Consider the following 23,073-nt stretch of genomic DNA (forward strand, 5'->3'; position numbering starts at 1 on the left):
TCAAGGCTTCAAAGCGTCTGGGGAGGGATCGGTTTTGATTTTGTCGATCGAGAGTTAAACGGTTTTGAGATACACTTCATCGGTACGCAATTGTCGGCCACCAACGCCGGCTAAATCGGGAGGTGAGTGTCGTGAGCGAAGAGATCAACGTTGCCGATGCCTACGGCAGGGGGCGCAGCACCTTCATGGGATTGCAGTTGCTGGTCTCGCCCGGTGCGCTTGTTCCTCGGCCGGAAACGGAACTGCTCGGCAAGGCCGCTCTCGATGTCCTGAGCCAACTGAACCTGCCGGTGCCTCGCGTTGTCGACATGTGCTGTGGGGCGGGCAATCTGGCGTGCGCCATCGCGCACCACGCTCCCACCGCGCGCGTGTGGGCAAGCGATCTTACCGACGGATGCGTGGAGGTCGCGCGCCGCAACGTCACCCATCTTGAAATCGAGGACCGGGTAACGGTGCTTCAGGGCGACTTGTTCAGCGCCTTCTCAGGCTTGGAGCTCGATGGCACGATCGACGTGATCGTTTGCAACCCGCCCTACATTTCGGAAAAACGGCTCGAGGGCGACCGTTCGCATCTGGTCGAGCTCGAGCCGCGTGAAGCATTCGCAGCCGGCCCCTACGGCCTGAGCATCCACATGCGGGTGCTCAAGGAGGCGCCGCGCTATTTGCGGCGCGGAGGCATCCTGCTTTTCGAGGTGGGGCTTGGCCAGGACCGGCAGGTCATGAGTTTGCTCGAGCGTTCCAAGGCCTATTCGAGTATCCGGGCAGTCACCAACCAGGCCGGTGAGGGCAGGGTGGTTGTGGGACATACGAGGGCGCAGGCGTAAGCATCGCAGCCGCGGCAGGTAGACGCGCTGTCGCGGCTAGAAACGGCCGGGAAGTTGAAACAGAGTTGCGCGAGATTTCGGCGATCAGTTTCTCTTGCGTCAGTTTCTCTTGCGCATGACGTATTGCGCAATTCCCTCGATGGAATCGAGATTCTCCGGCAGCAGCTCGCTGTCTTCGACTGTGATGCCGAAGGTCTCCTCGATGAAGCCGATAACCTCGAGCACACCCGTCGAGTCCACGATGCCCTGGTCGAGTAGCGAGGTGTCGCTCTCCAGGCTCTCGGGATCGGCTATATAGAAATTCGAAGCCAGGAAAGCGCGAATTTGTTCGCTGCAGGTATCGGTTCTATCCTTGGTAGATAACATTGATTTCGCCTCCGGTACAAAAGATGAATGCTGATCAACTTCGCCCTGGTACCGACTCATGACAGGGCCGTTTTTTTGAGCTTACCCGTGTCGGTCATCGGCAGACTGGGTACGATGACGATGGACTTCGGAACCATGAAGTTTTCCAGCCGTCTCTGGCACTCTTTCTGCAACTGCTTTTCACCGATCATGCTTCCCTGCTCCATCACGACAAATGCCTTCACTGCTTGCCCGAGCAGCTCGTCCGGAACGCCGATGACCGCGGCTTCCCGTACGCCCGCAATGTTCATCAACACGTTTTCCACCTCCTTCGGCGCTATCTTCTCTCCGCGCGATTTTATGATCTCGTCGCCGCGACCGACGAAGTAGAGATAGCCCTCGGCGTCCATCCGGCAGTAGTCGCCGGTGTATAGGACCTGCTCACCCGGCAGCGGGCCAGGCTTGAGCTTCCTGGCTGTCGCCTCCGGCTTGCCCCAATAGCCCTTCATCACCGTCGCTCCGCGGATGACGAGCTGACCAACGATGCCGGGGCCGACCCGCCTGTCATGCTCGTCGACAATCCACATTTCCGTATTGGGGATGGCGATCCCGACGCTCGACGGCTTTCGCTCCAGATCCTCCGGCGGCAGGTAGGTGCAGCGCTTGCATTCGGTAAGGCCGTACATCGAATAGATGCGGGCGCCAGAAAACAGCTCCTGCAGCAGGAGAATGTGCTTGAGCGGCAGGGCGGCCGCAGTGTTCGTGACGTAGCGAATACTCGAAAAATCCTGATCCCTGAGAGACCTGAGCTCCCCGAGTGCGGCGAAGATGGTCGGTACGCCGGGAAAACCCGTCACCCTTTCTTGCTTGATCAGCCCAAGGATCTGCGCCGGGAAGGCGAACGAGCGCTCAAGCACCAGCCGGGCGCCCGCGCCGAATGCCATGATCATCTGGTAAAGACCGTAGTCGAAGGCGAGCGGCAGGACATTGAGGATCACCTCGTCTTCGGCAAGCGCCAGGTATGAGGAAATCGAGGCGCACGCGGCGATCATGTTTCGATGCGTCAGCATCACCCCCTTGGGCTCGCCCGTCGAGCCGGATGTATAAATGATCGCAGCGAGATCGATGTCGATGCAGCGGCGCGAGGGCGGCGTGCTGCGGGCTGCCGCGACCGCGGCGTCCCAGCGCACAGCATGCGGCAATTCTTGCAGGTCGCTGTGTTCGATCGGCCCGGAGACGATCATGCGGCGCAACGATGGGCAATTCCGCGCCGGCTCCCTGAAAATCGAGTGCAGGTGTTTGTCGGTGATCAGTGCCGTCGGGCGGCAATCGTTGAGCAGATAATCAAGCTTGTCGCTTTTGGTGAGCGGATTGACGATGCACACCACGGCGTTGGCCTTGAGCACCGCCCAGAACGCAATGACGGCCTCGACAGTGTTGTCGGCGAAGACCACCACGCGATCGCCACGCGCAATTCCGGCATCGGTCAAATGGTGCGCTATGGCGTTCGAACGCATATCGAGATCGCCATAAGTGACACGTTGATTGCCGCACACCAGGGCCACCTTCTCGCCGAGCCGGCTGGCAGAGTGGGTGAGATAGTCATGCAGGAGCGGTACGGCGCCATGCATCATGCGAGCACCTCTTCGCGGTGTTCGCGGTCGATATCGATGCTGAGCTTGAGCGTGCGAGCCCCACTTGGAAGGCTCGCGATAAATTGCCGATGAAGAAGCTGCGTCGACAGCACCCCGACAAGCGCCATATTGTCGGAGTTGGACAGGTCGCCGTCGCCGGCGCTGGCCTGGCACTTGTTCAGGAGCCGGGTAACCGACTTGGGATCGAAGACGTTCGCTTCGCGCAGCGCCGCCTCCGAAAGTGCTTCGCGAATGTAGGCCGGAGCGCCATCTGCGACAAAGCAGAGCGCGTTGGGGGCCCGGTAAGGCTGCTTCTTGCGGGTGACGATTTCCGACGGCACGATCGGTTGCGCTACGCGCTTCAGCACATGCTTTTCATCGAGCACGCGCAGCTTGTAGGCGGCAGGAAGCGAATTCGCGAGTCTCACGAGTTCATGATCGAGGAACGGGAAGCGCCCCTCGACGGAATGAGCCATCAGCATTCTGTCCCCTTGTGAGGAAAGCAGGTATCCCGACATCAGCGTCTGAATCTCTATGTACTGGTCCTGCGCAAGAGAGCCCCATCGCGAAAACTCCGGCGGCAGGCGGGCAAGCAGCTCGGACACGGCGTTGCGGCGCTCCGTTTGGGCGCGCATGTCTGCCGAAAACAGCCGCTTGATGGCGCTTGTGGTACGCCAGCGCGTGCCATGCGCAAAACCAGGCGCGTCACAGGCGTGGATGTCGCGCCCGAAGAACTGGCGTGCCATCGCCTGCTGCTGCACCGGCGAGCGGCTGAGATAGGGATAGAGGCGCTCCAGCAGCCGCGAGCGTCGCGTCGAGGCGGGCTGGCGTCCCCAGAAGCGGCGGACCTTGCCCTCGCGGAACAAATCGTAGCCGGCGAACATTTCGTCGGCCCCTTCGCCGGTCAGCACGACCTTGATGCCGTGCTGGCGCACCAGTCTCGAGAGCAGGAACAGCGGCGCCGGCGCGGTCCTGAGGATTGGCCGCTCGGTGTGGTAGATCACCTCAGGGAAGATGCCAGCGATATCGCTGCGCGAAACAACCACCTCATGATGGTCACTGCCGGCCACGCCGGCAACCAGGCGCTGGAAATGTGTCTCATCATACTCGGCGTCGGCAAAACGCAGCGAGAAAGTCTGGAAGCGCTCGCCCGCGAAGCGTCTCCCCAGCGTGGCGACCAGCGAGCTGTCGAGCCCGCCGGACAAATAGCAGCCGACCGGCACGTCGGCGCGTACTATCCTGAGCGCCGTCGCGGCTTCCAGGGCGCTGCGCACTTCCTCCACCGCGTCATCAAGCGAGCCGGTGAATTCATCATCGCCGGGTCCGTCAACCTCTGGATAGTCAGGCTTCCAAAAAGCCCGCTCCCGGACGACGCCGCTGTCATAAATGCGGACATGCCCCGGCGTGAGTTCGCTTACTCCTCCAAACACGCCTTGTGGCGGCGCGACAGTCCAGAGTGTGAAAGTCTGATCGATGCCGGCTGGATCGAAGGCGCGGGGTATATCCGCATCGGCCGCGAAAATGGCCTTCACCTCGCTGGCGAAGTAAAGCCGTCCGCCATGCTCGCAAAAGTGCAGCGGGCAGATGCCGAACCGATCCCGCGACAAGACGAGACGACCTGCCACGGAGTCCCAGATGGCGACTGCCCACTGCCCATTCATTCGCTCGAAGGCGGCCTCGCCCCAGGCATGATAGGCATGGACGATGACCTCGGTGTCGCTGCGTGTGCGAAAGCGATAACCGAGCGCGACCAGGTCTTGTCGCAGCTCGACGTAATTGAAGATTTCGCCGTTGAAGACGATCCACATTGTGTCGCCCGCGCCGGCGAGTGGCTGCTGGCCGCTTGCGAGATCGATGACGGACAGGCGGGCATGCGCCAATCCCGCACGTCTGTCCCGGTAAAGGCCGCGTTCGTCCGGGCCGCGATGCGCCAGCGCGCCCGCCATGCGTATCAGCGCATCGCGGGAAGGGGGCGCCGCTGCGGCGCTCAGCGACACAATTCCGGCGATGCCGCACATCGCCTAGCCCTCGCCCATTGAAGAGGACACCAACGGCCGCGCGTGAAGATAACGTGCGGCGCGCCGCTTGCTGTCGATATCCTTGAAAACCTTTTGGACCTGCATCACGGTGAGGCCGGTTGCCTCGGCGACGTCTTCGTCGGCGATCCCATGGTTCAAGCCGTAGAGGCACAGATCCATCAGATAATAAGGAAGCGCGAAGTAGAACTCCTCCTGACTCTGCGCCATCGAGAAGGTGTCTGTGGTGGGCGGTCTGCGCCGGACCTCTTCCTCCACCCCAAGATATTCGGCCAACTGGTAGGCCTGGGTCTTGTAGAGGTGGACGATTGGCATCAGGTCGGCAATTCCGTCGCCCTGCTTGACGAAGAAGCCCTGGTCGTACTCCAGGCGGTTCGGCGTGCCCGCTACCGCGTAGTTGAGGCGGTCGGCATGGTAGTATTCGGTCATCTTGCGCAGGCGCTGCTTGTAGTTGGTTGCAGCGACGATCTGCAGATAGGCTGCCGACGGCAGGCGCACCGTGTCGGTCCTGCCCTCGGGGTCCTGAACCGTGAGGCGCGTGATGTTGAGACCGTTGCTCTCGAGAACCGAGGCGAGCACCAGCTTGCATTTCCAGCCGTCCCCATATTCGGGAACGACGGTCTGGATTGCTTCGGTCTGCCGTCTATAGGCGCCGATCGCTTCCAGGGCCGGCGTTATATCCTCCAGGATCGTTTCGATACCAAGGTGTGCGGCGACAATGCGGCCGAGCCTCAGTGAGTCGCCGGAGGAATGGCGCTCCGGCATGAATATCCCGAGGACCTTGCCTTTCCCAAAGGCGCGAACACACAACGCCGCAACGACGGAGCTGTCGATGCCGCCTGAGAGGCCGACAACCACCCCTCGACGTCGCAGCGTGCCGAGGACCTGCTGGCGCAAGATCTGGACGATGCGATCGACTTCCGCGCCAGCGTCGAGCACCAGGGCGTCTTTGCCGAATGTTGAGATCAGGTCGATGGCTTGTACTCCAGTTTGCGAGACTCGATTGGCGAATAGGTTTTCGCCACCGCTTTCTCGATAAGGGGACGATTGGTGGTAAGGTGAGGCTCTACAACCAGATCAATGTGGCTGCCGACGATCGGAATCACGTCCAGATGGGCGAAGACGCTATCCCAGCCGATTGCCAGAGGCATTCCGGGTCGAGCACAGCGGAACAGGGTGCCTGTGATCGGCAGAGCCGGCTTTGGCTCGGCCACCCACTGGAAGAAGGCTTGCGCGCGCAAAACCTCTTGCAGTTCCAGTTTGGTTCTAAAGCTCGTCGCGTTGAACTGTCCTTGAGCGAAGCGGTCGAGAAACTGGACCAGTTGTGCCTCGCGCTTCATTGCCACGGCGACTTTCGCGAGGGCGCGGCATGCCATCCGGTAAGCGGACACGCGGTTGGTTCGGATTCGATTGAATGTGCGCGTAAACGTCTCCCAGCGGGCGCTTCGCTCCCCGACGAGGCTGGTGTCGAGGATGCCGAGGAACTTTACGGTTCGCCCCGCTGCCAGCAGCCGCGCCGCAACTTCGAAGGCAACAGCGCCGCCGAGCGAATGGCCTAGAAGTCGTACATGGCCCGAGGGTTGGGCGCGGCGGATCTGGTCGACGGCGGCGTCGGCCATATCGGCGAGGCTGTCTTGTCCGCGCAGTATCATAGCCAGGGCCGGATACCTGATCGGGGCAACGCGGGTCACCTTGCCCATCGCTGCTGCAAAGGCTGCAAGGCTCGGGCCATAGCCGACGGACCCCGGGAACAGAAAAAGAATGGGAGGGTCGTGCTTCTGGGCGCGCGCGCTTTGATCGCCTGCCTGGGCGGACACGACCGCCTTGACCATTTGCTCCAGGCTCATCCCGACGGTGAAGGCCTCAAGGCCGAGTTCCTGCCCGATGGCGCTTTCGATTTCCATGACGCAGTGCAGCAGCTTCAGCGAATCTCCTCCGGCGTCATCCCAGCGTCCTGCCGCCACGCGCGTATTGAGAATGCTGGTCCATGCCCGCTGGACAACCTGCTGCGCGGTCAGCTTGCCTCGCGGCTCGAGCGGACGCGCGGTCGCCGCTGTCTCTCTGGCTGAAAGATCCATCTCTGCAAGTGTCGTGATGTCGACTTTGCCGCTCGGCAGACGCGGAATCTCGGCGATCGTGTGCAACCGCAAGGGACGCAGCGGCGGCGGCAGATTGGTCCTGACAAGCTGGCGAAGCTCGTCCGAAAAGGTCGCTTCGGCCGAGCGCCGAGGAACAGCAAAGGCGACAAGCTCATTCGCGGCCGTCACGATTGCCACGGCATCCGCGACAGAGGGTGCACAACGCAGCACCCGTTCGAGTTCGGCTGGCTCGACGCGTCGACCGTTGATTTTTACCTGGCGCCCCTTGCGACCGACGATGTGCAGTAGGCCTTGATCATCAAGTCGAACGAGGTCACCTGTCGCGAAAATCCGAAGGCCTGGATCGTGCGGGTCTGATGTTGCCGGCACAACCGCCCCGTCCTCCCAATGGCCAAGCAAGACATACGGGCTCCTGATCAGAAGCTCTCCGCTGCGGCCCGGTTGAACGCGGCGGCCCGCTTCGTCGACAATTGCGAAGGTGATTCCAGGCAGCAGCCAGCCAACTGGAACCGAATCTCCATGCTCTGGCCAGTCTCGCGGCAGGAACCATTGCGAGCCGGTGGTCTCGGTTGACGAGTAACCGATCTGGATAAGGCACGTATCGGAGACGGCCTTGCGCAGCAGGGCGATGTCGGTCCAGGGCACCTTCTCGCCACCGATCCGGGCGACTCTGAGTGAATGGAACGCTTCTGCAGGTCCGTCTGCCATAAGCGCGCGAAGCAGTGCCGGCACCAGATAGGTGATTGTCACGTCTTCGGATCGCACCAGGCGTTGAACGGCGCGCAGGCCGACCGCTTCGACTTCGACCAGATGCAAGGTGGCGCCGGTGAGAAGAGCAGCAAGAATCTCCCGGCACCCGGCGATTGTGGCGGGTCCGGTCAATGGCAGGAAAACATCATCCGAGTTGATGTGGCACGCATCGACATATTGCTGGACCCGGCACAGCAAGCTGCGCTGGCTGTTAACGATGCCTTTGGGCCGGCCCGTACTCCCTGACGTATAAAGCACGATGGCGGGCGCATCGACCGAGACGGAATAAGAACGAGGCACTTGCCCAGCCTGCGAGGCCGCACTGGTCGACACATCGATCCAACTGACCAGGTGGGGCAATCCATCGGGTCGGACATTGCCCTCGCCCAGGACAGCTGAGAGCCGCGCCCCGGCCACGATTTCAAGGATACGCGAGCTAGGATCTCGCGCGTTGAGTGGCACCGAAGGCCGCCCAGCCGTCATGCTTGCCAGCATGGCAATGGGATACCAGGCCGAGTTGGCCTGAAGAATCCCTATCGCCTGTCCGTCTGGGACGGTCGCCGCGATCTGGTGGGACAGCGTCTCGACTGACCGGAGGAGCTGGGAATAGGTCAGACGATTGGCGCCGTCGCTGATTGCAAGCTTGTCGGGGTACTGGCGGACGACATTTCTCAGGTGATCGAAGGCCGCAATGTTGGTAAAATCGACGCCCAATCTTTGAAATGGGCGCAGTACGGGACCACCCTGATCCAGTGCGTATTGTGGGACACTGGACCAATTATCGGAGGTCGTTGTCTGACAATCCACCGCTAGATCCTGATCCGCGACTTCTGATCCCAAATATGCCGAAGACATGAGTTGCCTACGCTAAGATTAGGGTCACTTATCGCCCCCCGCCCCAATCTTTTCATCGATCATTCTGATGATGCCCTGATCTTCCCTCAAGGGCGCTTGGTTAGTCACTTCGCCTGTTTCGCAAGCCGCCGGCCGAGCCAATCATGCCGGGCTCGCTGGCTGTTGTGGTGCGCATGACACGGACACATGCCAAGGCGGGCTCGAAGACCAAGGTGGGGTCGAAGATGGAATTGCCGCTATTCAGGCATATTGCCTATTCGGTGGTTCTTCCGGACGACACCGGCGATGCTTCGGTGTCGGAATAGCTGCCGGGGACGAAACAATAGGCATAGATCTGTCCCCGATTTTCGTCGGTCACGCGGATCCAATCCTTTTCCCACGTTCGGAAGGTAATACGCCCGCCCGTCATCATAGCTGCGGCTCTGAACGGACTCGGCGCGTTGACAACGCGCACCGAGATAACATCGTCGCCGTCCATACGCTCGACGAGATACGTCTGCATGAAAGCCTCCCCATGCCCCGCTAGATCACCCGCACTTTAACGCCGGCTAATGAATTCGGTTGCAACTGCTTGGCGAAACTTTGGGTCCGATACTTTCCGTACCCACCGGCAACTTGGTCCTCCGTATCCGTCAGGTTTTTCAGCGACGGGATGCCAGTTCAGGGGAGGGCAGGCTGATTGCGGCCATGCCGGCGACATGCCAATCTGCGCCGCAACGTTAGGCCCCTGCCTCCGCGGGCAATGGAAAAGGCGCTCGAATGGGCTCCTTTATGCTGTCCGTGATCTGGCATTCTGCCCGTGATTTGGCCTCATCGGACGACCCTGCAGGCCTTTGCGGGACATCCACATAGCGTGGCGTCGCCATCACCGAGGCATAGCAATGTGCGTCGGCAGAGAAATGGGACGGTTCGAGGTTTTCTGAACCTGCCTCACGACGACTGCGTCGTGTCGACGATCCGTTGGAACAGAAGACCTGGCGCTGGAACGTCAATCGTATTTGGCCAGGAAGCGCCCGACGGCGCTGAGGCAGTCGTACTTTTCCTCCACATGCGGCATGTGGCTGGAATTCGGGAAGACCAGGCCTTCAACGTACGGGATAAGATCCAGAAAGGGCTGGACGCAGGCCTCGGTCGCTTCGTCGTAGAAGCCGCGGAAAACCAGGGTCGGCGCCTCGATCCGATGCAGGCGGTCGACGATGGTCCAATTCCGCATCGTGCCGATGACGTGGAACTCATTGGGACCGTTCATGGTGTGATAGACGGTCGGATCTTCCTCGATTGCCGCAAATGTCCGGGCGACCTCTGGCGGCATCGGAACGACGCGACAGACATGACGGTCGTAGAAAGCCTTCGTCGCCGCAACATATTCGGGGTGATCGGTGGTTCCCGCCGCTTCGTGCCGGTCGAGCGCACTTTGCACATCGGCTGGCAACTCGGTGCGCAATTGCCGGGCTCCTTCCACCCACAGCGCCATCGAGGCCAGCGAATTGGCCAGGATCAATGCCTTGAGCCCCTCAGGGCGGCGCACGGCGTGCTCGGCCGAGAGTATGCCGCCCCAGGACTGGCCGAGCAGGGCATAATGGCCGGCAATGCTGAGATGGGCGAGCAACGCATCGAGTTCGCCCAGGAAGAAATCGACGGTCCAGAAGTCGCCGCCCTTGTCCGGCAGATGGGTCGATTTGCCGTTGCCGATCTGATCGTAGTGGATGACGGCTCGCCCGGTTCCGGCAAGCTCCTTGAATGAGTCCACATAGTCGTGGGTGCAGCCCGGTCCACCATGAGCGACGACCAGGGGCAGCTTGCCCGACCCGAGGTCCCCGGTCACACGGTACCAGGTGCGATAGCCCTTGTAGTCGCTAAATCCTTCGGTGATCGCATGTGCCGTCACAGTCCAAGCTCCGCATCATGGCGCGGCAGGAGCCACTTTGGTGCACCCCTCCCAAGCCTTGTTTGCGGCCGACGGTACTAAGCGGCCCAGCGCATTTACAGCTAGCACTTTTTATAGGTTCGCCGGTTATGGGTTTGCCCGAGGCAAGGCCGATCCCCCGCAGGTCGCGAGCCTCAATGCTCCGGTTCGAGCAGCCGGTAATGGGCGGCGAGCGCGATGGCATGGAAGCGGTTGCGCGCGCCAAGCTTTCGCGTCGCCGCGTTGAGGTGCAGCGTTGCGGTAGGCACCGCGCGGCCAATCTCACGCGCGACCTGCTTGGCCGTCAGTCCGGCAGCGGCCAGGCGCAGGCACTGACGTTCGCGCGACGTCAGATGGACATGTTGGCAGGTGCGGATTCCGGCGTCGAAACCGGCGTAGGCGGAGTCATGCAGCAGATGACCCAGATCTCCGATCTCGGCGATCAAGGGTCTGGCTTCGAGCTCGAACCCGGCCTCCGGATCGGCACGGATCGCGGTGAAGGTGGCGAGATCGCCGCCGGCAAGGCGAATGGGTACGGTGACGCCGCAGGTCATCCTGGTGTCAAGCAAATAGCTGACCACAGGATCGTGCTTGGACTGGAGCACGCGCTGCATGACGGTGCTCTGAACGCCGCTGTGCGACCAGAGAAACGGTCTCGATACGGTGAGCGCGGCCTCCTGCACCGGGTCAAGCTGATAATATCCGCCCTTGCACCAGAGATCCTGCATGTCGCGCGGCACGTTGCGCAGAGCCATCAACGAGGGCGTGATAAGCTCGCCCTTGTGACTGACCGGCACGGGCGTATAGTCGTAGATGAACGCGGTGAAACCGATGGGCTCCAGCACCTCCGTTGCCACCGCCATGGCAGCGTCGATGCTCATTCCGGTTTGGAACCGGCTCTCTAGATCGCCTGGAAGGCTTTGCATCGGGCAAGCTTACCCGCTGATGATTGCTTGTCAAATAGCCATGTCGGCCGGCTGCTCAACAAATAGGCGGGGATAAGCCTGTCCGACCCTATCTATCTTAATAGCTATCCCGTCCGGCTTCGCTCGCCGTAGTCTTTTGTGATTGGGCCAAGTAGCGGACACCGTTCGCAAACCCAGACTGTTTCAGCCGCGCAATGGTCGATCGATCGGGTTCAGCGCGGCAAAAGCCGACACGCCTCCATGAGGGAATAAATATGCGACCCCAAAAAGCATTTGCAGCGTTGATACCCTGCCTGGCTCTGCTCGGCGTGATCATGATGTCGCCGGCAAGCAGTGCCTTGGCCACCGAGGGCAAGCCAGGCGGCACACTCCGACTGCTGGCCAATGCCGCGGCAGGCACCGCCGATCCGCACATCAACTACACGCTGCAGTATTTCCAGATCAATTATGTCCTCTACGATGGCCTGGTGACCTACAAGAAGGCCGGGGACAAGACTGGCTTCGAAGTCGTCGCGGACCTGGCGGAAAGCCTCCCGCAGGTCGAGAACGGCGGCAAGACCTACGTCTTCAAGCTGCGCAAGGGCATCAAATTCGCGGATGGCTCGGATGTCACCACGAAGGACGTGGTGGCTTCGTTCCAACGCATCTTCAAGATCAGCGGGCCGACGGCCGGGACCTTCTACAAAGGCATCGTCGGCGCGGATGCGTGCTTGAAGGCCCCCGCTGCATGCACCCTCGAAGGTGGCCTGTCGGTCGACGATGCGGCCGGAAGCATTACCTTCAACCTGGTCCAGCCGGATGCCGAGTTCCTGCAGAAGTTGGCCGTTCCACACGCGTCGATCCTGCCGGCGAGCGCGCCGCTGAAGGACGCCGGCACCGATCCGATCCCGGGTACCGGACCGTACATGATCGCCAGCTACGACCCCAACAAGCTAATGAAGATTGTGCGCAATCCTCACTTCAAGGAATGGAGCAAGGAAGCGCAGCCGGCCGGATATCCGGACGAGATCGACTATGAATTCGGCCTTACCGACGAGGCGGCGGTGACGGCGGTCGAGAATGGCCAGGCGGACTGGATGTTCGACCCACCGCCGTCCGACCGTCTCGCCGAACTCGGCACCAAATATGCCGCGCAGGTCACGGTTCACCCGCTGACGGCAATGTGGTATGCGCCGATGAACACCAATCTGGCGCCGTTCAACGACATCCGCGTTCGCCAAGCCGTGAACTTCGCGATCGACCGCGCCGCGATCGTCAAGCTGTTCGGCGGCAGCAATCTGGCGCAGCCGGCCTGTCAGATCCTGCCGCCGGGCTTCCCGTCATTCGCAGCCTATTGCTCGTTCACCGCCAATCCAGGTGAGAAGTGGTCGGCGCCGGATATGGACAAGGCCAAGCAATTGGTCGCGGAATCGGGAACCGCAGGTCAGGAGGTGACGATCATCACCGAGGACACCACGGTCTCCAAGGCGATCGGCGTCTACCTGCAGGATGTGCTCAACCAGCTTGGCTACAAGACGTCGGTCAAGCCGATCTCGCAGAACATACAGTTCACCTACATCCAGAACACCAATAACAAGGTGCAGATTTCGATCTCGCAATGGTTCCAGGATTACCCGGCGCCATCGAATTTCCTGCAGGTCTTGTTCAGCTGTGCCTCGTTTACGCCGGGCTCCGACGCCTCGGTCAATATTTCGGGGTTCTGCGACAAGTCGATCGACGCATCGATGGACGAGGCAGAGGCAGCCACCATCGCCGATCCGGCCAAGGGCGCGACACTCTGGACCGCCATCGACAAGGCTGTGACGGACAAGGCTCCGGTCGCTGTCCTGTTCACGCCAAAGCGCGTCGATGTGATCTCTTCCAGGCTGAAGAACTTCACCTTCAGCCCGCAATTCTACTGGATTGTCAGCCAGTCCTGGGTGGAATAGCCGACCGGAGCCAATGCGACGGAGTGCCGCTGGCTCTCCGTCGCATTTCCTTTTCCGGCGGATCAGCGCATCTTCCAGGCCGCGATTTTTCCCAGGCAATCCTGTTCATGGTCAATGTCATTGCGGACCAGCCTGCCATCCCGGTTCGCCGGGCCACCGATGGCCCGTGGCGCACCGCTTGGCGCAAGCTGAAAGGCGATCGTTCGGCAATATCTGCCTTCGCCGTGCTCGTCGTCATTGTGATCGCCTCGCTCGCGGCGCCGCTTTATGCGCGATACGTCTCCGGCACCGATCCATTTGCGACCAATCTCAATGGCGAGATCGTCGTCGATGGGGTGACCCAGCCGGTGCTGCAGCCCTCCACCGAAGGCCTTGGCCTCGGCATGACGCCGGTCGGGCCGACCTGGCGCATCGGCCCCTATATGCTCGGTGCCGACAACCAGGGCCGTGACGTCGCGGCGCGGCTGCTTTACGGCGGACGGGATTCGCTGTTGATCTCGGGTGCTGCAGCCGTGCTGTGCCTTGTCCTCGCGACATTCCTGGGGGTCGTTTCCGGCTTCTTCGGCGGCATCGTCGACATCGGCCTGTCGCGCATTCTCGACGTGCTCTGGGCTTTTCCGATTTTCCTGTTGGCGATTTCGTTGTCGATCGTGCTGATTGCGCAGAGTATCCAGATCGGTCCGTTCGAAATCCGCTCCGGCAGCCTGTGGCTACCGGTCTTCATCATCGGCATCGTCTATGTGCCCTATGTGGCGCGGCCGATCCGCGGCCATGTCCTGACCTTAATGCATGCCGAATTCGTCACCGCTGCGATCGGCCTTGGCGCATCGCCCTGGCGCATCCTTTTGCGCGACATCATGCCCAATGTGGTGACCCGCATCATCGTTTTCGTGCCGTTGATCCTGGCGCTCAACATGATGACGGAATCCTCGCTGTCGTTCCTGTCGATCGGCGTGCAGCCGCCGGATGCCAGCTGGGGCACGATCATCCAGGACGGCCAGGGCCTGCTCTATTCGCGGCCGGTCGTGGCACTGGCGCCGGGGCTAGCCATTGTGATCACGGTGCTGGCCCTAAACATTCTGGGCGACGGCGTGCGCGACGCGCTCGATCCGAAATCCTCGCCGAGGGGCGTCTAGTGGTTGCCGCGCTCGGCTTCCGGCTTGGCCAGATGGTGCTGGTTATGTTCGGTATCAGCGTCGTCGCTTTCCTGATCTTCTTTGCGACGCCTGGCGCTGATCCATCGGCGCGCATTGCCGGCCGCAATGCTTCGCAAGAGACGCTGATCCAGGTGCGCCACGATTTCGGTCTCGACCGGCCATTGCCGGTGCAATATGGGCTGATGATGAACCGGCTTTTCGTCAGCCGCGATCTCACCTCCTTCGTCAATCGCGGGCAGCGCGTCATTCCGACCGTGATAAGCGCCATTCCCGTGACGCTGTCGCTGGTCGGCGGCGCGGCAGTGCTGTGGGTGCTCGGCGGATTGATCGTCGGTGTGATCGCAGGCGCAACGCGCGGTACATTCATTGATCGCGCGCTGATGATCCTGAGCCTGGTAGGCGTGTCGATCCCGGTCTTCTGGCTGGGCGAGGTCGCCAACCTGCTGACGCAAAGCCGCTGGCACGACAGCTGGCTGTTTTCCTGGGTTCCTCCGCTCGGCTACATCCCCCTGACCGAGAATCCCTGGGGCTGGTTCAAGGCGCTCGTCATTCCGTGGTTCACGCTGGCAACCCTTTATGTCGGCCTCTACGGCCGGGTGCTGCGGGCAAGCCTGATCGAGATGATGCAGGAGGATTTCATCCGCACCGCCCGAGCCAAGGGGATCGGCGAGCGGCGGGTGGTGCTGCATCATGGCCTCAGGACCTCGCTGGTCGCATTTGTTACCATGTTCGGCCTCGACTTCGGTGCCCTGGTCGGTGGCGGCGCGCTGCTGACCGAAGTGGTCTTCGGACTGCAGGGCGTCGGAAAACTGACCTACGAGGCGCTGCAGACGCTCGATCTGCCGATGATCCTTGCCACGGTGATCTACGCCGCCTTCTTCGTGGTGATGGCAAACTTCGTCGTCGACGTGGTCTTCGTCATAATCGACCCGAGGGCTCGCGATGTCGGCTGATGCTCCTCTTCTGGTGGTCAAGGACCTCACCGTCTCCTTCCGCAGCGACGAGGGCCTGGTGCGCGCGGTGGGAGGTGTTTCGTTCTCCGTCGAGCAGCGCGAGATCGTCGGTGTGGTCGGCGAATCCGGTTCGGGCAAAAGCCAGACCTTGCTCGCCATTATGGGGTTGATCGACAGCCCCAACGCTATCGTCTCCGGTTCCATCCGTTTCATGGGACGGGAGCTGATCGGGCTCAAGCGGCGTGCGCTCGATGCCATTCGCGGCCGCCAGATCGCGATGATCTTCCAGGATCCGATGTCTGCGCTCACCCCGGTGCATACGATCGGCAACCAGATCGGCGAGCAGGTTCGCGCGCATGAAAAAGTGTCGGCGAAAGCGGTACGGGCGAGGGCCGTGCAATTGCTGGATGCGGTCGGCATCGCAAATCCGGATCGGGTCATCGACAGCTACCCGCACCAGCTTTCCGGCGGTATGCGCCAGCGCGCGGTGATTGCCATGGCGCTCTCGTGCAACCCGGCGCTGCTCGTCGCGGATGAACCGACTACAGCCCTCGATGTTACCGTGCAGGCGCAGATCCTCGAACTGATCGGACGATTGCGCGACCAGTTCGGTTCCGCTGTGATCCTGGTCACGCACGATCTTGGCGTCGTCGCCGAAGTCGCGGACCGGGTACTGGTGATGTATGGCGGACGCTTTGTCGAGGAGGGCGGCAAGAGCAGCGTGTTCCGGGCGCCGCTGCATCCCTACACATGGGGCTTGTTCGGCTCGATCCCGCCGATGGAGGGACCACGTCCAGCCCGGCTCGCTGCCATTCCGGGAATTCCGCCATCGCTCTCCAACCTGCCGAAAGGCTGCGCCTTCAGCCCCCGCTGCGCCTTTCGCCACGACGCCTGTCTGGTTCAACTGCCGATCATGCAAGGCGAGAGCCATCGCGCCGCGTGCCTGTTGCCGGAGCCTACGCGCAGACAATTCGCTGCCCAGAGGCCTGGCGGCGTGGTGGAGATGCAACGATGAATGCCAGGCCACGCGAACGTCCGCTGCTTCGTGCCGGCGACCTGTCGAAGCGCTATAGCGTCGGCCGCTCGATCTTCCCGGCGCAGCGCCGGACCGTGCATGCGGTTGATACGGTGTCGCTCGACATCTGGCCCGGGGAGACCCTCGGCATCGTCGGCGAGTCCGGTTGCGGCAAATCCACGCTTGGCCGGTGTCTGGTGCGTCTGACCGAAATCAGCTCGGGGTCGCTGGAATTCGAGGGCCGCGACATCAGCGACGCCTCCCAGCGCCAGCTTCGTCCGTTGCGGCGGCAGATGCAGATGGTCTTTCAGGATCCCAGCGCTTCGCTCAATCCGCGCCGGCGGGTCGGCGATCTGCTGGCCGATCCGTTCCGCATGCATGAACGCCTCTCGGCATCGGAAATGGCGGACCGCGTGGCCGAGCTCCTGCGCCGGGTCGACTTGTCGCCCCAGCACGCATCGCGCTACCCGCACGAATTCTCCGGCGGCCAGCGCCAGCGTATCGGCATCGCCCGCGCGCTGGCGCTGCGGCCACGGCTGATCGTGGCCGACGAGCCGGTCTCGGCGCTCGACGTGTCGATCCAGGCGCAGATCGTCAATCTGCTCGCCGACCTGCGCGAGGAGTACAACCTGACCTATGTGTTCATCGCCCACGATCTTTCCGTGGTGCGTCAGATCTCGAGCCGTGTGGCGGTGATGTATCTGGGATCGATCGTGGAGAGCGGGCCGACCGACGAGGTCTTTGCGGCGCCCAGACACCATTACACCGCGGCGCTGCGTTCCGCCGTGCCGATACCCAGCATCGACCGGGCGCGGCGCGGCCGGCTGGTGCTCAAGGGTGATCTGCCCAGCCCGATGAACCCACCCTCGGGGTGCCGGTTCCACACCCGTTGCCCAGCTGCCACCCCGATCTGCCGCAGCGAGCGCCCGCTTCTCCAAAGCATTGGCGAGGGCCGCCTGGTCGCGTGCCATCATCCCGCCGACGGTTGACTAGGGGAATTCTCGTTCAACGATATCGGATCAGGACCGTTCAGCCGCAATCGTCGCTTCGGCGAGAATAGAGGCCGATCTGGACGCCGCACGATCCGACGCTATGTTGCGCTTCGGCGCTCAAGGCGATCGTTTTTCAGTTTGCCACGCTCACCGACGTCACCTGGCAGATGTCGGGCGAGGTGATCCTGATGACGCTCCTCGGCGGCATCGGCACCATGGTCGGGCCGATCATCGGCGCCAGTTTGGTCGTCGGCCTGGAAAACACGCTCGCCACCTCGAACTTTCCGGTGACCATCGCCACCGGCCTGACCTTCATGGTCTGCGTGCTGGTTTTCCGGCGCGGTATTGTCGGTGAGGTCTATGCGCGGTTTCTCGGGCCAAAGGGTGACGCGAAAGACTGAACGGCTCAGTTCCGCCTCGCTAGGCGATGCGTAAGCCTTGCGCGTCGAGAAGCACGCAGCCCAGCGGGTCGAAGCAGACATCGACCGCTTCGCCTTCACGCAGCGGCTGGCCGTCGATCAACGTGTTGGCGCGCACCAGCGTGCCGGCGCCGATGTCGATCTCGTAGACCGCATTGCCGCCGAGATAGGAGGTCGAGACGATCCGTCCCGCCAGCCTGTTGGCAGCACCGGCGGTACCGACGGTAAGCTTCTGCGGGCGAACGACAACGGTGACCGCGCTGCCGGTCGCGAGCGCCTTCGGCGCGGCCGCCTTTACGACATGGCCGGTGGCCAGCGCGATCGTCGCCATCTTGCCGTCCATCGCTGTCACGCTGCCGGGCAGCATGTTGGCCTTGCCCAGGAAATTGGCGACGAATGCGGTGGCCGGCTGGTCATAGACCTGCGCGGGGGAGCCGATCTGCTCGATCAGGCCGGCGTTCATCACGACGATGTGGTCGGACATCGACAAGGCTTCTTCCTGGTCGTGCGTCACGAAGATAGCGGTGATGCCCGTCTCCCTCTGGATTTTCTTGATCTCGACGCGCATGTCCTCGCGCATATTGGCGTCGAGCGCCGACAAGGGCTCGTCCAGCAGCAGCACTTCCGGCTCGAAGACGATGGCGCGGGCCAGTGCGATGCGTTGCTGCTGGCCGCCCGAGAGCTGCGACGGCAGCTTTGTCTCGCTGCCGGGCAGCCGCACCATATCCAGCGCCTTCTTGACCCGGCGCACGATTTCCGGTTTCGGCACGTTCCGGTATTTCAGGCCGAATGCGACGTTGTCGAAGACGTTCTTGTGCGGAAAGAGCGCGTAGTTCTGGAACACCAGACCAATGTTGCGCTTGTAGATCGGGATGTCGTCGACCCGCTTTCCGCCGATCGAGATCTGGCCACCGGAGATGTCGACCAGGCCCGCGATCGAGCGCAGGATCGTCGTCTTGCCGCACCCGGACGGCCCCAGCAAGGTGACGAAACTACCCTTGCGGATCGCCAGTGAAAAATCGCGCACAGCGGCGAACTTGCCGTAGAAAATATCGATGTCGCGAAACTCGACCGCAGGCTTTCCTATCGGCTGCCGCTCGCTCTGGGCGAGCGGGTCGCCATCAGCCCCGGCCGAAGCCGGCCGGGGCTGCTGGTCGTGGCTGTTGTCGTCATGCACCTTTCGACACCCTGTCCCATTGCTTGGTCCAGGCGTCTTCGTTCTTCGCCCAGTAGAGCGGATCGGCGAAGGTCAGCGATTTCATCGATCCAGTCGGGTCGAAGGCCGGAAGCGCCGCGATCTTGTCGGTCAGCTTCACCTTGGTCGGGTCAAGCGATGGCGGATAGTTCTGGCCCTCGGCGACGGCGATCGACGTGGCCGGATCCAGCATGAAATTGATCAGCTCCTCGCATTCGGCCATCGGCGATCCCTTGAGCACCAGCATGTCCTCCATCCATGCGTATGAGCCGGCAGGGTCGAGATAGCCGATCGGCTGGCCCTGCTGCTGCAGGGCGGCGACACGTCCTGACCAGGCGTCAGTGACGACGATCTCGTTTCGCGACAGGAGGTCCATGAGTTCCGCGCCGGAACTCCAGAACTTCTTGGCCAGGTCGCGGGTCTCGCGAACCTTGGCCCAGACCGCATCCATGTCCTGGATGTTGTTGGGGTCCTGTTTCGTCTGCAGTGCCGCATACCAGACGCGCGTCGTCATATCGGCGTAGCCGCCGATCTTGCCGGCATATTTCGTGTCGGTAAGCAGGTTGGCGCCCTTTTCCTTGGCTTCTTCCGGCGAGATGACCTTGTTGTTGTAGGCGATGCCGGTGGTGCCGTAATCATATGGCACCGCCGACAGCTTCGGCGTGATCTTACGGAACGGCTCGATCATGGCGGTCAGCACATTCGCCATGTTCGGAATGTTCGCCTCGTTGATCTCGGAATTGAAACCGCCATTGACGTATTTGATATAGTAGTTGACGCCGGAAGAATGGACGATCTGGAAGTCGCCTGGTTTCGACGTCTTGATCTTGGTGATGATCTCGTTCTCGTCGCCAAAGGTGCCCTGGACGACCTTGACCTTGGACTTGGCGGTGTAAGGCTGGAACGCGTACTTATCGATCGCCTCCTGCACCACGCCGCCCCATCCGTCGAAGCGCACTTCCGAAACCGCGGCGAGCGCCCGTCCCATCCAGGGCATGGAAAGCCCGGTGGCGGCGGCAGCGGCGGCCGTCAGCGTCAGGAACGATCGGCGGCTGATGTCGCCATTGGCATAGCGTTCGTTGAGCCGTTCCAGTCGTTTGGTGGTTGTCAGTTTCATTTCCATTCTCCCATTTTCATCTTCACTTGCCTGCCTTGAACCAGGTGAGGCTTTGCAGGACGAGCCCGCCAGCCAAGGGAATGCCGACCGTCAAAAGGATCATGACGGTTCCGAGCGCGTTCACCTCGGGGCTGATCGAGATCTTCAGCATCGAAAGGATTTGCGTCGGCATGGTCTCGACGCCCGCCGGCCGCCAGAACAGGCTGGCCGAGGTGTTGTCGAACGAAATGGTGAAAGCGAGCAGAACACTGGCAAGCACTGCGGGAATGAGCAGCGGCAGCGTGATTTCGCGGAATGTCGACACACGCGGCGCCCCGAGCGAAAGCGCCGCCTCCTCATAGGAACGTTTTATGCCGACCATGCGCGCCTGGACGATCAGCACCACGTAGGGGAGCGTGAGCAGAATGTGGCCGAGCACCAGCAGCGTCATGCTGCGCGGCTGGTCGACGGCTTTGATCATGACCAGCAGGCCGACGCCGAGTATCGTTTCGGGGACCAGCGCGGGAAGAATGACAAGCGTGTTGATCGCCTGCTTGCCACGGAACTCGAAGCGCACCAGCGCCAATGCCGCCATGATGCCGAGCAGCGTCGTCACCGTTGCCGTCACCAGCGCAATCCACATCGATGTCCGGAAGGCGTCGAGAACCGGCTCGTTGGTGAGCAGCTTTTCGTACCATCGCAGGCTGAAGCCGGTGAGGGGAAAGCCGCCGAACATCGAGGCGTTGAAGGAAAGCACGACCGTGGCGAGGATCGGCGCAAACATGAAGATGTAGACGCACACCGTGATCGCGCCGGTCAGCCGCCACGCCCATCTGCCTTCGCGATTGGGATGATCCGCTCTCATGCACTGAGGCCCTTCATGATCTGCGATAGGCCCATATAGCGGCTGTAGGCGGCCGCGGCCGCGCCGAGCAGGACGAACAGGACGATGGAAAGCGTGGCGCCCATCGGCCAATTGAGCTGCCCCATGATGGTGTCGTAGATCAAGTTGCCGAACAGCGCATCGCGGCTGCCGCCGAGCAGCTGCGGCGTCACATAGGAGCCGGCCGCCAGCACGAAGCAGAGCAGCAGCCCGGCGCCCAGCCCCGGCATCGATAGCGGCAGGGTCACTTCGCGAAACGCCTGCGCGCTGGTACAGCCCATCGAGCGGGCGGCGGCGATCAGCGTGCGGTCGATGCTTTCCAGGCTGACATAGACGTTCAGGATCATATAGGGCAGCAGAAAATGCAGCAGCCCCATGATGACGGCGCCCTCGGTGTAGAGCATCGGCAACGGCTCGTTGATAACCCCCAGCCTGATGAGCACGACGTTGATCAGCCCCTGTTCGCCGAGAATATGGATCCACGAGAATGTCCGGATGGTGAAGCTGATCCAGAACGGCACGATGAGCAGCAGCAACAGCAGCCATTTGTGCCTGAAGGTCGTGGCCCAGATGAAATAGGCGGGGAAATAGCCAAGGATCGCGCAGATCACAGCGGTGATGGCGCCGACGCGAACGGTCTTCCAAAGAAAACCGTGATAGTAGCTGTCGGTGAGGAATTCCTTCCAGTTGTCGAAGGTCAGCACCGCCGATTCCACCCCCGCGGTGACGAAGGTGAAAAACGTGTAGACCGTCATCATCGCGATCGGCAGCAGCAGAAGCAGGGTAAGCAGTAAAAGCACAGGCGCGACGAGGACCCAGGCCAGTCGCTGATCGTATAATTTCCACCCTTTGGTCACGACCCGTCCAACCACTCTATGTGCAAGCCGCCATCACCGGGCTCGGCTCCGGACTAGATTGGGCGATCGGCGTTCAGGTGTCCACTCTGCATATGGCTCCTGCACAAATTCTGTGCAGGGCCACCGCGCGACCCTCGCCCTGCCGGATTCAACAAATTGCCCGGCGTTCCGCCTGCACATTGATTAAATCAGATATCCCGATATACAGGGTAATTTCGGATATAGATTTTACATGGGCCGGGCAATTTCATGAGTCGCAATTTTCTGGTGATTGAACCTGAGGAAGGCATTGCCGTGCTCAAGGGGCTTGCCTCCTCGGCGCGGATCTCGATGCTGAAACTGCTGCATGAGAAGGGGCCGATGAATGTCAACGAAATCGCCGCCGTGCTGTCGCTTCCGCAGTCGACCGTCTCGACCAACATCCAGGTGCTGGAGGATGCGGGGCTGATCCGCACCGAGAACCTGAAAGCGAAGAAAGGCAGTCAGAAAATCTGTTATCCGACGGCCGAAGAAGTGCTCGTCGTGTTCAAGAGCGAATATCGTGCGGTCAAGAACGACGCGATCGAAGTGTCGATGCCGATCGGGCTTTATACCGGCTTCGAGGTTACCGCGCCCTGCGGCCTTTGTTCGCCGGACGGCATCATCGGTCTGCTCGATGTGCCGAACACTTTCCTCGATCCGGACCGCATGAAAGCCGGTCTGCTATGGTTCACGCGCGGTTTTGTCGAATACCAGTTCCCCAACAATGCCAAGCTCGCCAATGCCGAGATCACCGGACTCGAAGTTGCGATAGAGCTGTCTTCGGAAGTGCCGGGCACCAGCGCCGATTGGCCCTCGGACATCACGCTGACGATCAATGGCGTCGATGTCGGCACCTGGACGTCGCCGGGGGATTTCGGCGACAAGCGCGGCGTCTTCACGCCCTCCTGGTGGAAGCTCAAGGGCTCGCAATACGGTAAGCTGAAGAACTGGCGAATTGCCAATGACGGCACCTATGTCGACGGCCTCAGGATTTCCGAAACCGGCGTCGCCGCACTCGATCTGAAGAGCCATCATTCAATCCGCGTCCGTATCGGCGTCAAGGACGACGCCAAGCGCCCTGGCGGGATCAATATTTTCGGCAAGGGCTTTGGAAATTACGATCAGGACATCCTGCTCAGGATCAAAACTGGTTGATATCATGAAACCGGGTTCTGAAGATAA

Annotated in this window: 19 protein-coding genes and 1 pseudogene; 8 read left to right on the forward strand and 12 right to left on the reverse strand. The window is 61.6% G+C overall.

Features of this window, described 5'->3' with window-relative positions; translation table 11 throughout:
- The first annotated feature begins 131 nt into the window (after positions 1–131).
- Positions 132–824 (forward strand): N5-glutamine methyltransferase family protein, encoded by a 693-nt coding sequence (locus tag NKK47_RS10010; protein ID WP_023675627.1) that lies wholly within the window; start codon positions 132–134, stop codon positions 822–824.
- A 99-nt stretch (positions 825–923) separates the two neighbouring features.
- On the opposite strand, the gene NKK47_RS10015 is transcribed toward NKK47_RS10010, so the two are convergent.
- The 8 genes from NKK47_RS10015 to NKK47_RS10050 form a co-directional block, all read right to left on the reverse strand.
- Entirely contained in the window at positions 924–1,190 is a 267-nt protein-coding gene (locus tag NKK47_RS10015; protein WP_023675628.1) for an acyl carrier protein, read from the reverse strand.
- Positions 1,191–1,246: 56 nt separating this feature from the next.
- The gene (locus NKK47_RS10020) at positions 1,247–2,803 is read right to left on the reverse strand and encodes a class I adenylate-forming enzyme family protein (protein WP_352569014.1); all 1,557 of its coding nucleotides are present in this window, start codon (positions 2,801–2,803) and stop codon (positions 1,247–1,249) included.
- Positions 2,800–4,821 (reverse strand): asparagine synthase (glutamine-hydrolyzing), encoded by a 2,022-nt coding sequence (gene asnB / locus NKK47_RS10025; protein ID WP_023675630.1) that lies wholly within the window; start codon positions 4,819–4,821, stop codon positions 2,800–2,802. Before asnB ends, NKK47_RS10020 begins: the two co-directional genes overlap by 4 nt.
- A 3-nt stretch (positions 4,822–4,824) precedes the next feature.
- Positions 4,825–5,808, reverse strand: a complete 984-nt coding sequence (gene nadE, locus NKK47_RS10030) for an NAD(+) synthase (protein WP_352576513.1) — start codon at positions 5,806–5,808, stop codon at positions 4,825–4,827.
- Positions 5,805–8,543 (reverse strand): non-ribosomal peptide synthetase, encoded by a 2,739-nt coding sequence (locus NKK47_RS10035; RefSeq protein ID WP_023675632.1) that lies wholly within the window; start codon positions 8,541–8,543, stop codon positions 5,805–5,807. The genes nadE and NKK47_RS10035 overlap by 4 nt, the downstream gene beginning before the upstream one ends.
- Before the next feature lie 253 nt (positions 8,544–8,796).
- Positions 8,797–9,045 (reverse strand): hypothetical protein, encoded by a 249-nt coding sequence (locus NKK47_RS10040; protein WP_156937305.1) that lies wholly within the window; start codon positions 9,043–9,045, stop codon positions 8,797–8,799.
- A gap of 486 nt (positions 9,046–9,531) precedes the next feature.
- Positions 9,532–10,431 (reverse strand): proline iminopeptidase-family hydrolase, encoded by a 900-nt coding sequence (locus NKK47_RS10045; protein ID WP_023675634.1) that lies wholly within the window; start codon positions 10,429–10,431, stop codon positions 9,532–9,534.
- Positions 10,432–10,604: 173 nt separating this feature from the next.
- Positions 10,605–11,330, reverse strand: coding sequence for a LuxR family transcriptional regulator (locus NKK47_RS10050; RefSeq protein ID WP_245274646.1), 726 nt, complete (start codon positions 11,328–11,330; stop codon positions 10,605–10,607).
- 299 nt (positions 11,331–11,629) lie between these two features.
- Here NKK47_RS10050 and NKK47_RS10055 point away from each other — a divergent pair, with 299 nt between their 5' ends.
- From NKK47_RS10055 to NKK47_RS10080, 6 genes and pseudogenes are all read left to right on the forward strand, one after another.
- The gene (locus NKK47_RS10055; RefSeq protein ID WP_023675636.1) at positions 11,630–13,303 is read left to right on the forward strand and encodes an ABC transporter substrate-binding protein; all 1,674 of its coding nucleotides are present in this window, start codon (positions 11,630–11,632) and stop codon (positions 13,301–13,303) included.
- A gap of 107 nt (positions 13,304–13,410) precedes the next feature.
- A complete protein-coding gene (locus NKK47_RS10060) occupies positions 13,411–14,439 on the forward strand; it encodes an ABC transporter permease (RefSeq protein WP_352576404.1) in 1,029 nt (342 codons plus the stop codon).
- Complete coding sequence (locus NKK47_RS10065) at positions 14,439–15,413, forward strand: ABC transporter permease (RefSeq protein WP_352576406.1); 975 nt, start codon at positions 14,439–14,441, stop codon at positions 15,411–15,413. Before NKK47_RS10060 ends, NKK47_RS10065 begins: the two co-directional genes overlap by 1 nt.
- Entirely contained in the window at positions 15,403–16,428 is a 1,026-nt protein-coding gene (locus tag NKK47_RS10070; RefSeq protein WP_352576408.1) for an ABC transporter ATP-binding protein, read from the forward strand. The genes NKK47_RS10065 and NKK47_RS10070 overlap by 11 nt, the downstream gene beginning before the upstream one ends.
- Positions 16,425–17,417, forward strand: a complete 993-nt coding sequence (locus NKK47_RS10075; protein ID WP_352576410.1) for an ABC transporter ATP-binding protein — start codon at positions 16,425–16,427, stop codon at positions 17,415–17,417. The genes NKK47_RS10070 and NKK47_RS10075 overlap by 4 nt, the downstream gene beginning before the upstream one ends.
- A gap of 110 nt (positions 17,418–17,527) precedes the next feature.
- Positions 17,528–17,821: pseudogene (locus NKK47_RS10080) on the forward strand (branched-chain amino acid ABC transporter permease); the annotation flags it as partial.
- A 19-nt stretch (positions 17,822–17,840) separates the two neighbouring features.
- Here the strand turns inward: NKK47_RS10080 and NKK47_RS10085 are convergent.
- From NKK47_RS10085 to NKK47_RS10100, 4 genes are read right to left on the reverse strand one after another with little or no spacing between them, the layout of a single operon-like run.
- A complete protein-coding gene (locus NKK47_RS10085) occupies positions 17,841–19,016 on the reverse strand; it encodes an ABC transporter ATP-binding protein (RefSeq protein WP_023675642.1) in 1,176 nt (391 codons plus the stop codon).
- Positions 19,009–20,151 (reverse strand): extracellular solute-binding protein, encoded by a 1,143-nt coding sequence (locus NKK47_RS10090; protein ID WP_023675643.1) that lies wholly within the window; start codon positions 20,149–20,151, stop codon positions 19,009–19,011. The genes NKK47_RS10085 and NKK47_RS10090 overlap by 8 nt, the downstream gene beginning before the upstream one ends.
- A gap of 22 nt (positions 20,152–20,173) precedes the next feature.
- Complete coding sequence (locus tag NKK47_RS10095) at positions 20,174–20,995, reverse strand: ABC transporter permease (RefSeq protein ID WP_023675644.1); 822 nt, start codon at positions 20,993–20,995, stop codon at positions 20,174–20,176.
- Positions 20,992–21,870, reverse strand: a complete 879-nt coding sequence (locus NKK47_RS10100; RefSeq protein ID WP_023675645.1) for an ABC transporter permease — start codon at positions 21,868–21,870, stop codon at positions 20,992–20,994. The genes NKK47_RS10095 and NKK47_RS10100 overlap by 4 nt, the downstream gene beginning before the upstream one ends.
- 249 nt (positions 21,871–22,119) lie before the next feature.
- On the opposite strand from NKK47_RS10100, the gene NKK47_RS10105 reads away from it, so the two are divergent.
- Positions 22,120–23,046 (forward strand): ArsR/SmtB family transcription factor, encoded by a 927-nt coding sequence (locus NKK47_RS10105; RefSeq protein WP_352576412.1) that lies wholly within the window; start codon positions 22,120–22,122, stop codon positions 23,044–23,046.
- Positions 23,047–23,073: the final 27 nt, after the last annotated feature.

The organism is Mesorhizobium sp. M0019, assembly GCF_040323975.1.
Taxonomy (GTDB): Bacteria; Pseudomonadota; Alphaproteobacteria; order Rhizobiales; family Rhizobiaceae; genus Mesorhizobium.

What these genes read in the sequence shown, in the direction of transcription:
- NKK47_RS10015 (WP_023675628.1), bottom strand. Translation starts at nt 1,190, where the DNA reads ATGTTATCTACCAAGGATAGAACCGATACCTGCAGCGAACAAATTCGC.
- NKK47_RS10020 (WP_352569014.1), bottom strand. Translation starts at nt 2,803, where the DNA reads ATGATGCATGGCGCCGTACCGCTCCTGCATGACTATCTCACCCACTCT.
- asnB (WP_023675630.1), bottom strand. Translation starts at nt 4,821, where the DNA reads ATGTGCGGCATCGCCGGAATTGTGTCGCTGAGCGCCGCAGCGGCGCCC.
- NKK47_RS10035 (WP_023675632.1), bottom strand. Translation starts at nt 8,543, where the DNA reads ATGTCTTCGGCATATTTGGGATCAGAAGTCGCGGATCAGGATCTAGCG.
- NKK47_RS10040 (WP_156937305.1), bottom strand. Translation starts at nt 9,045, where the DNA reads ATGCAGACGTATCTCGTCGAGCGTATGGACGGCGACGATGTTATCTCG.
- NKK47_RS10050 (WP_245274646.1), bottom strand. Translation starts at nt 11,330, where the DNA reads ATGAGCATCGACGCTGCCATGGCGGTGGCAACGGAGGTGCTGGAGCCC.
- NKK47_RS10055 (WP_023675636.1), top strand. Translation starts at nt 11,630, where the DNA reads ATGCGACCCCAAAAAGCATTTGCAGCGTTGATACCCTGCCTGGCTCTG.
- NKK47_RS10060 (WP_352576404.1), top strand. Translation starts at nt 13,411, where the DNA reads ATGGTCAATGTCATTGCGGACCAGCCTGCCATCCCGGTTCGCCGGGCC.
- NKK47_RS10070 (WP_352576408.1), top strand. Translation starts at nt 15,403, where the DNA reads ATGTCGGCTGATGCTCCTCTTCTGGTGGTCAAGGACCTCACCGTCTCC.
- NKK47_RS10075 (WP_352576410.1), top strand. Translation starts at nt 16,425, where the DNA reads ATGAATGCCAGGCCACGCGAACGTCCGCTGCTTCGTGCCGGCGACCTG.
- NKK47_RS10090 (WP_023675643.1), bottom strand. Translation starts at nt 20,151, where the DNA reads ATGAAACTGACAACCACCAAACGACTGGAACGGCTCAACGAACGCTAT.
- NKK47_RS10095 (WP_023675644.1), bottom strand. Translation starts at nt 20,995, where the DNA reads ATGAGAGCGGATCATCCCAATCGCGAAGGCAGATGGGCGTGGCGGCTG.
- NKK47_RS10105 (WP_352576412.1), top strand. Translation starts at nt 22,120, where the DNA reads ATGAGTCGCAATTTTCTGGTGATTGAACCTGAGGAAGGCATTGCCGTG.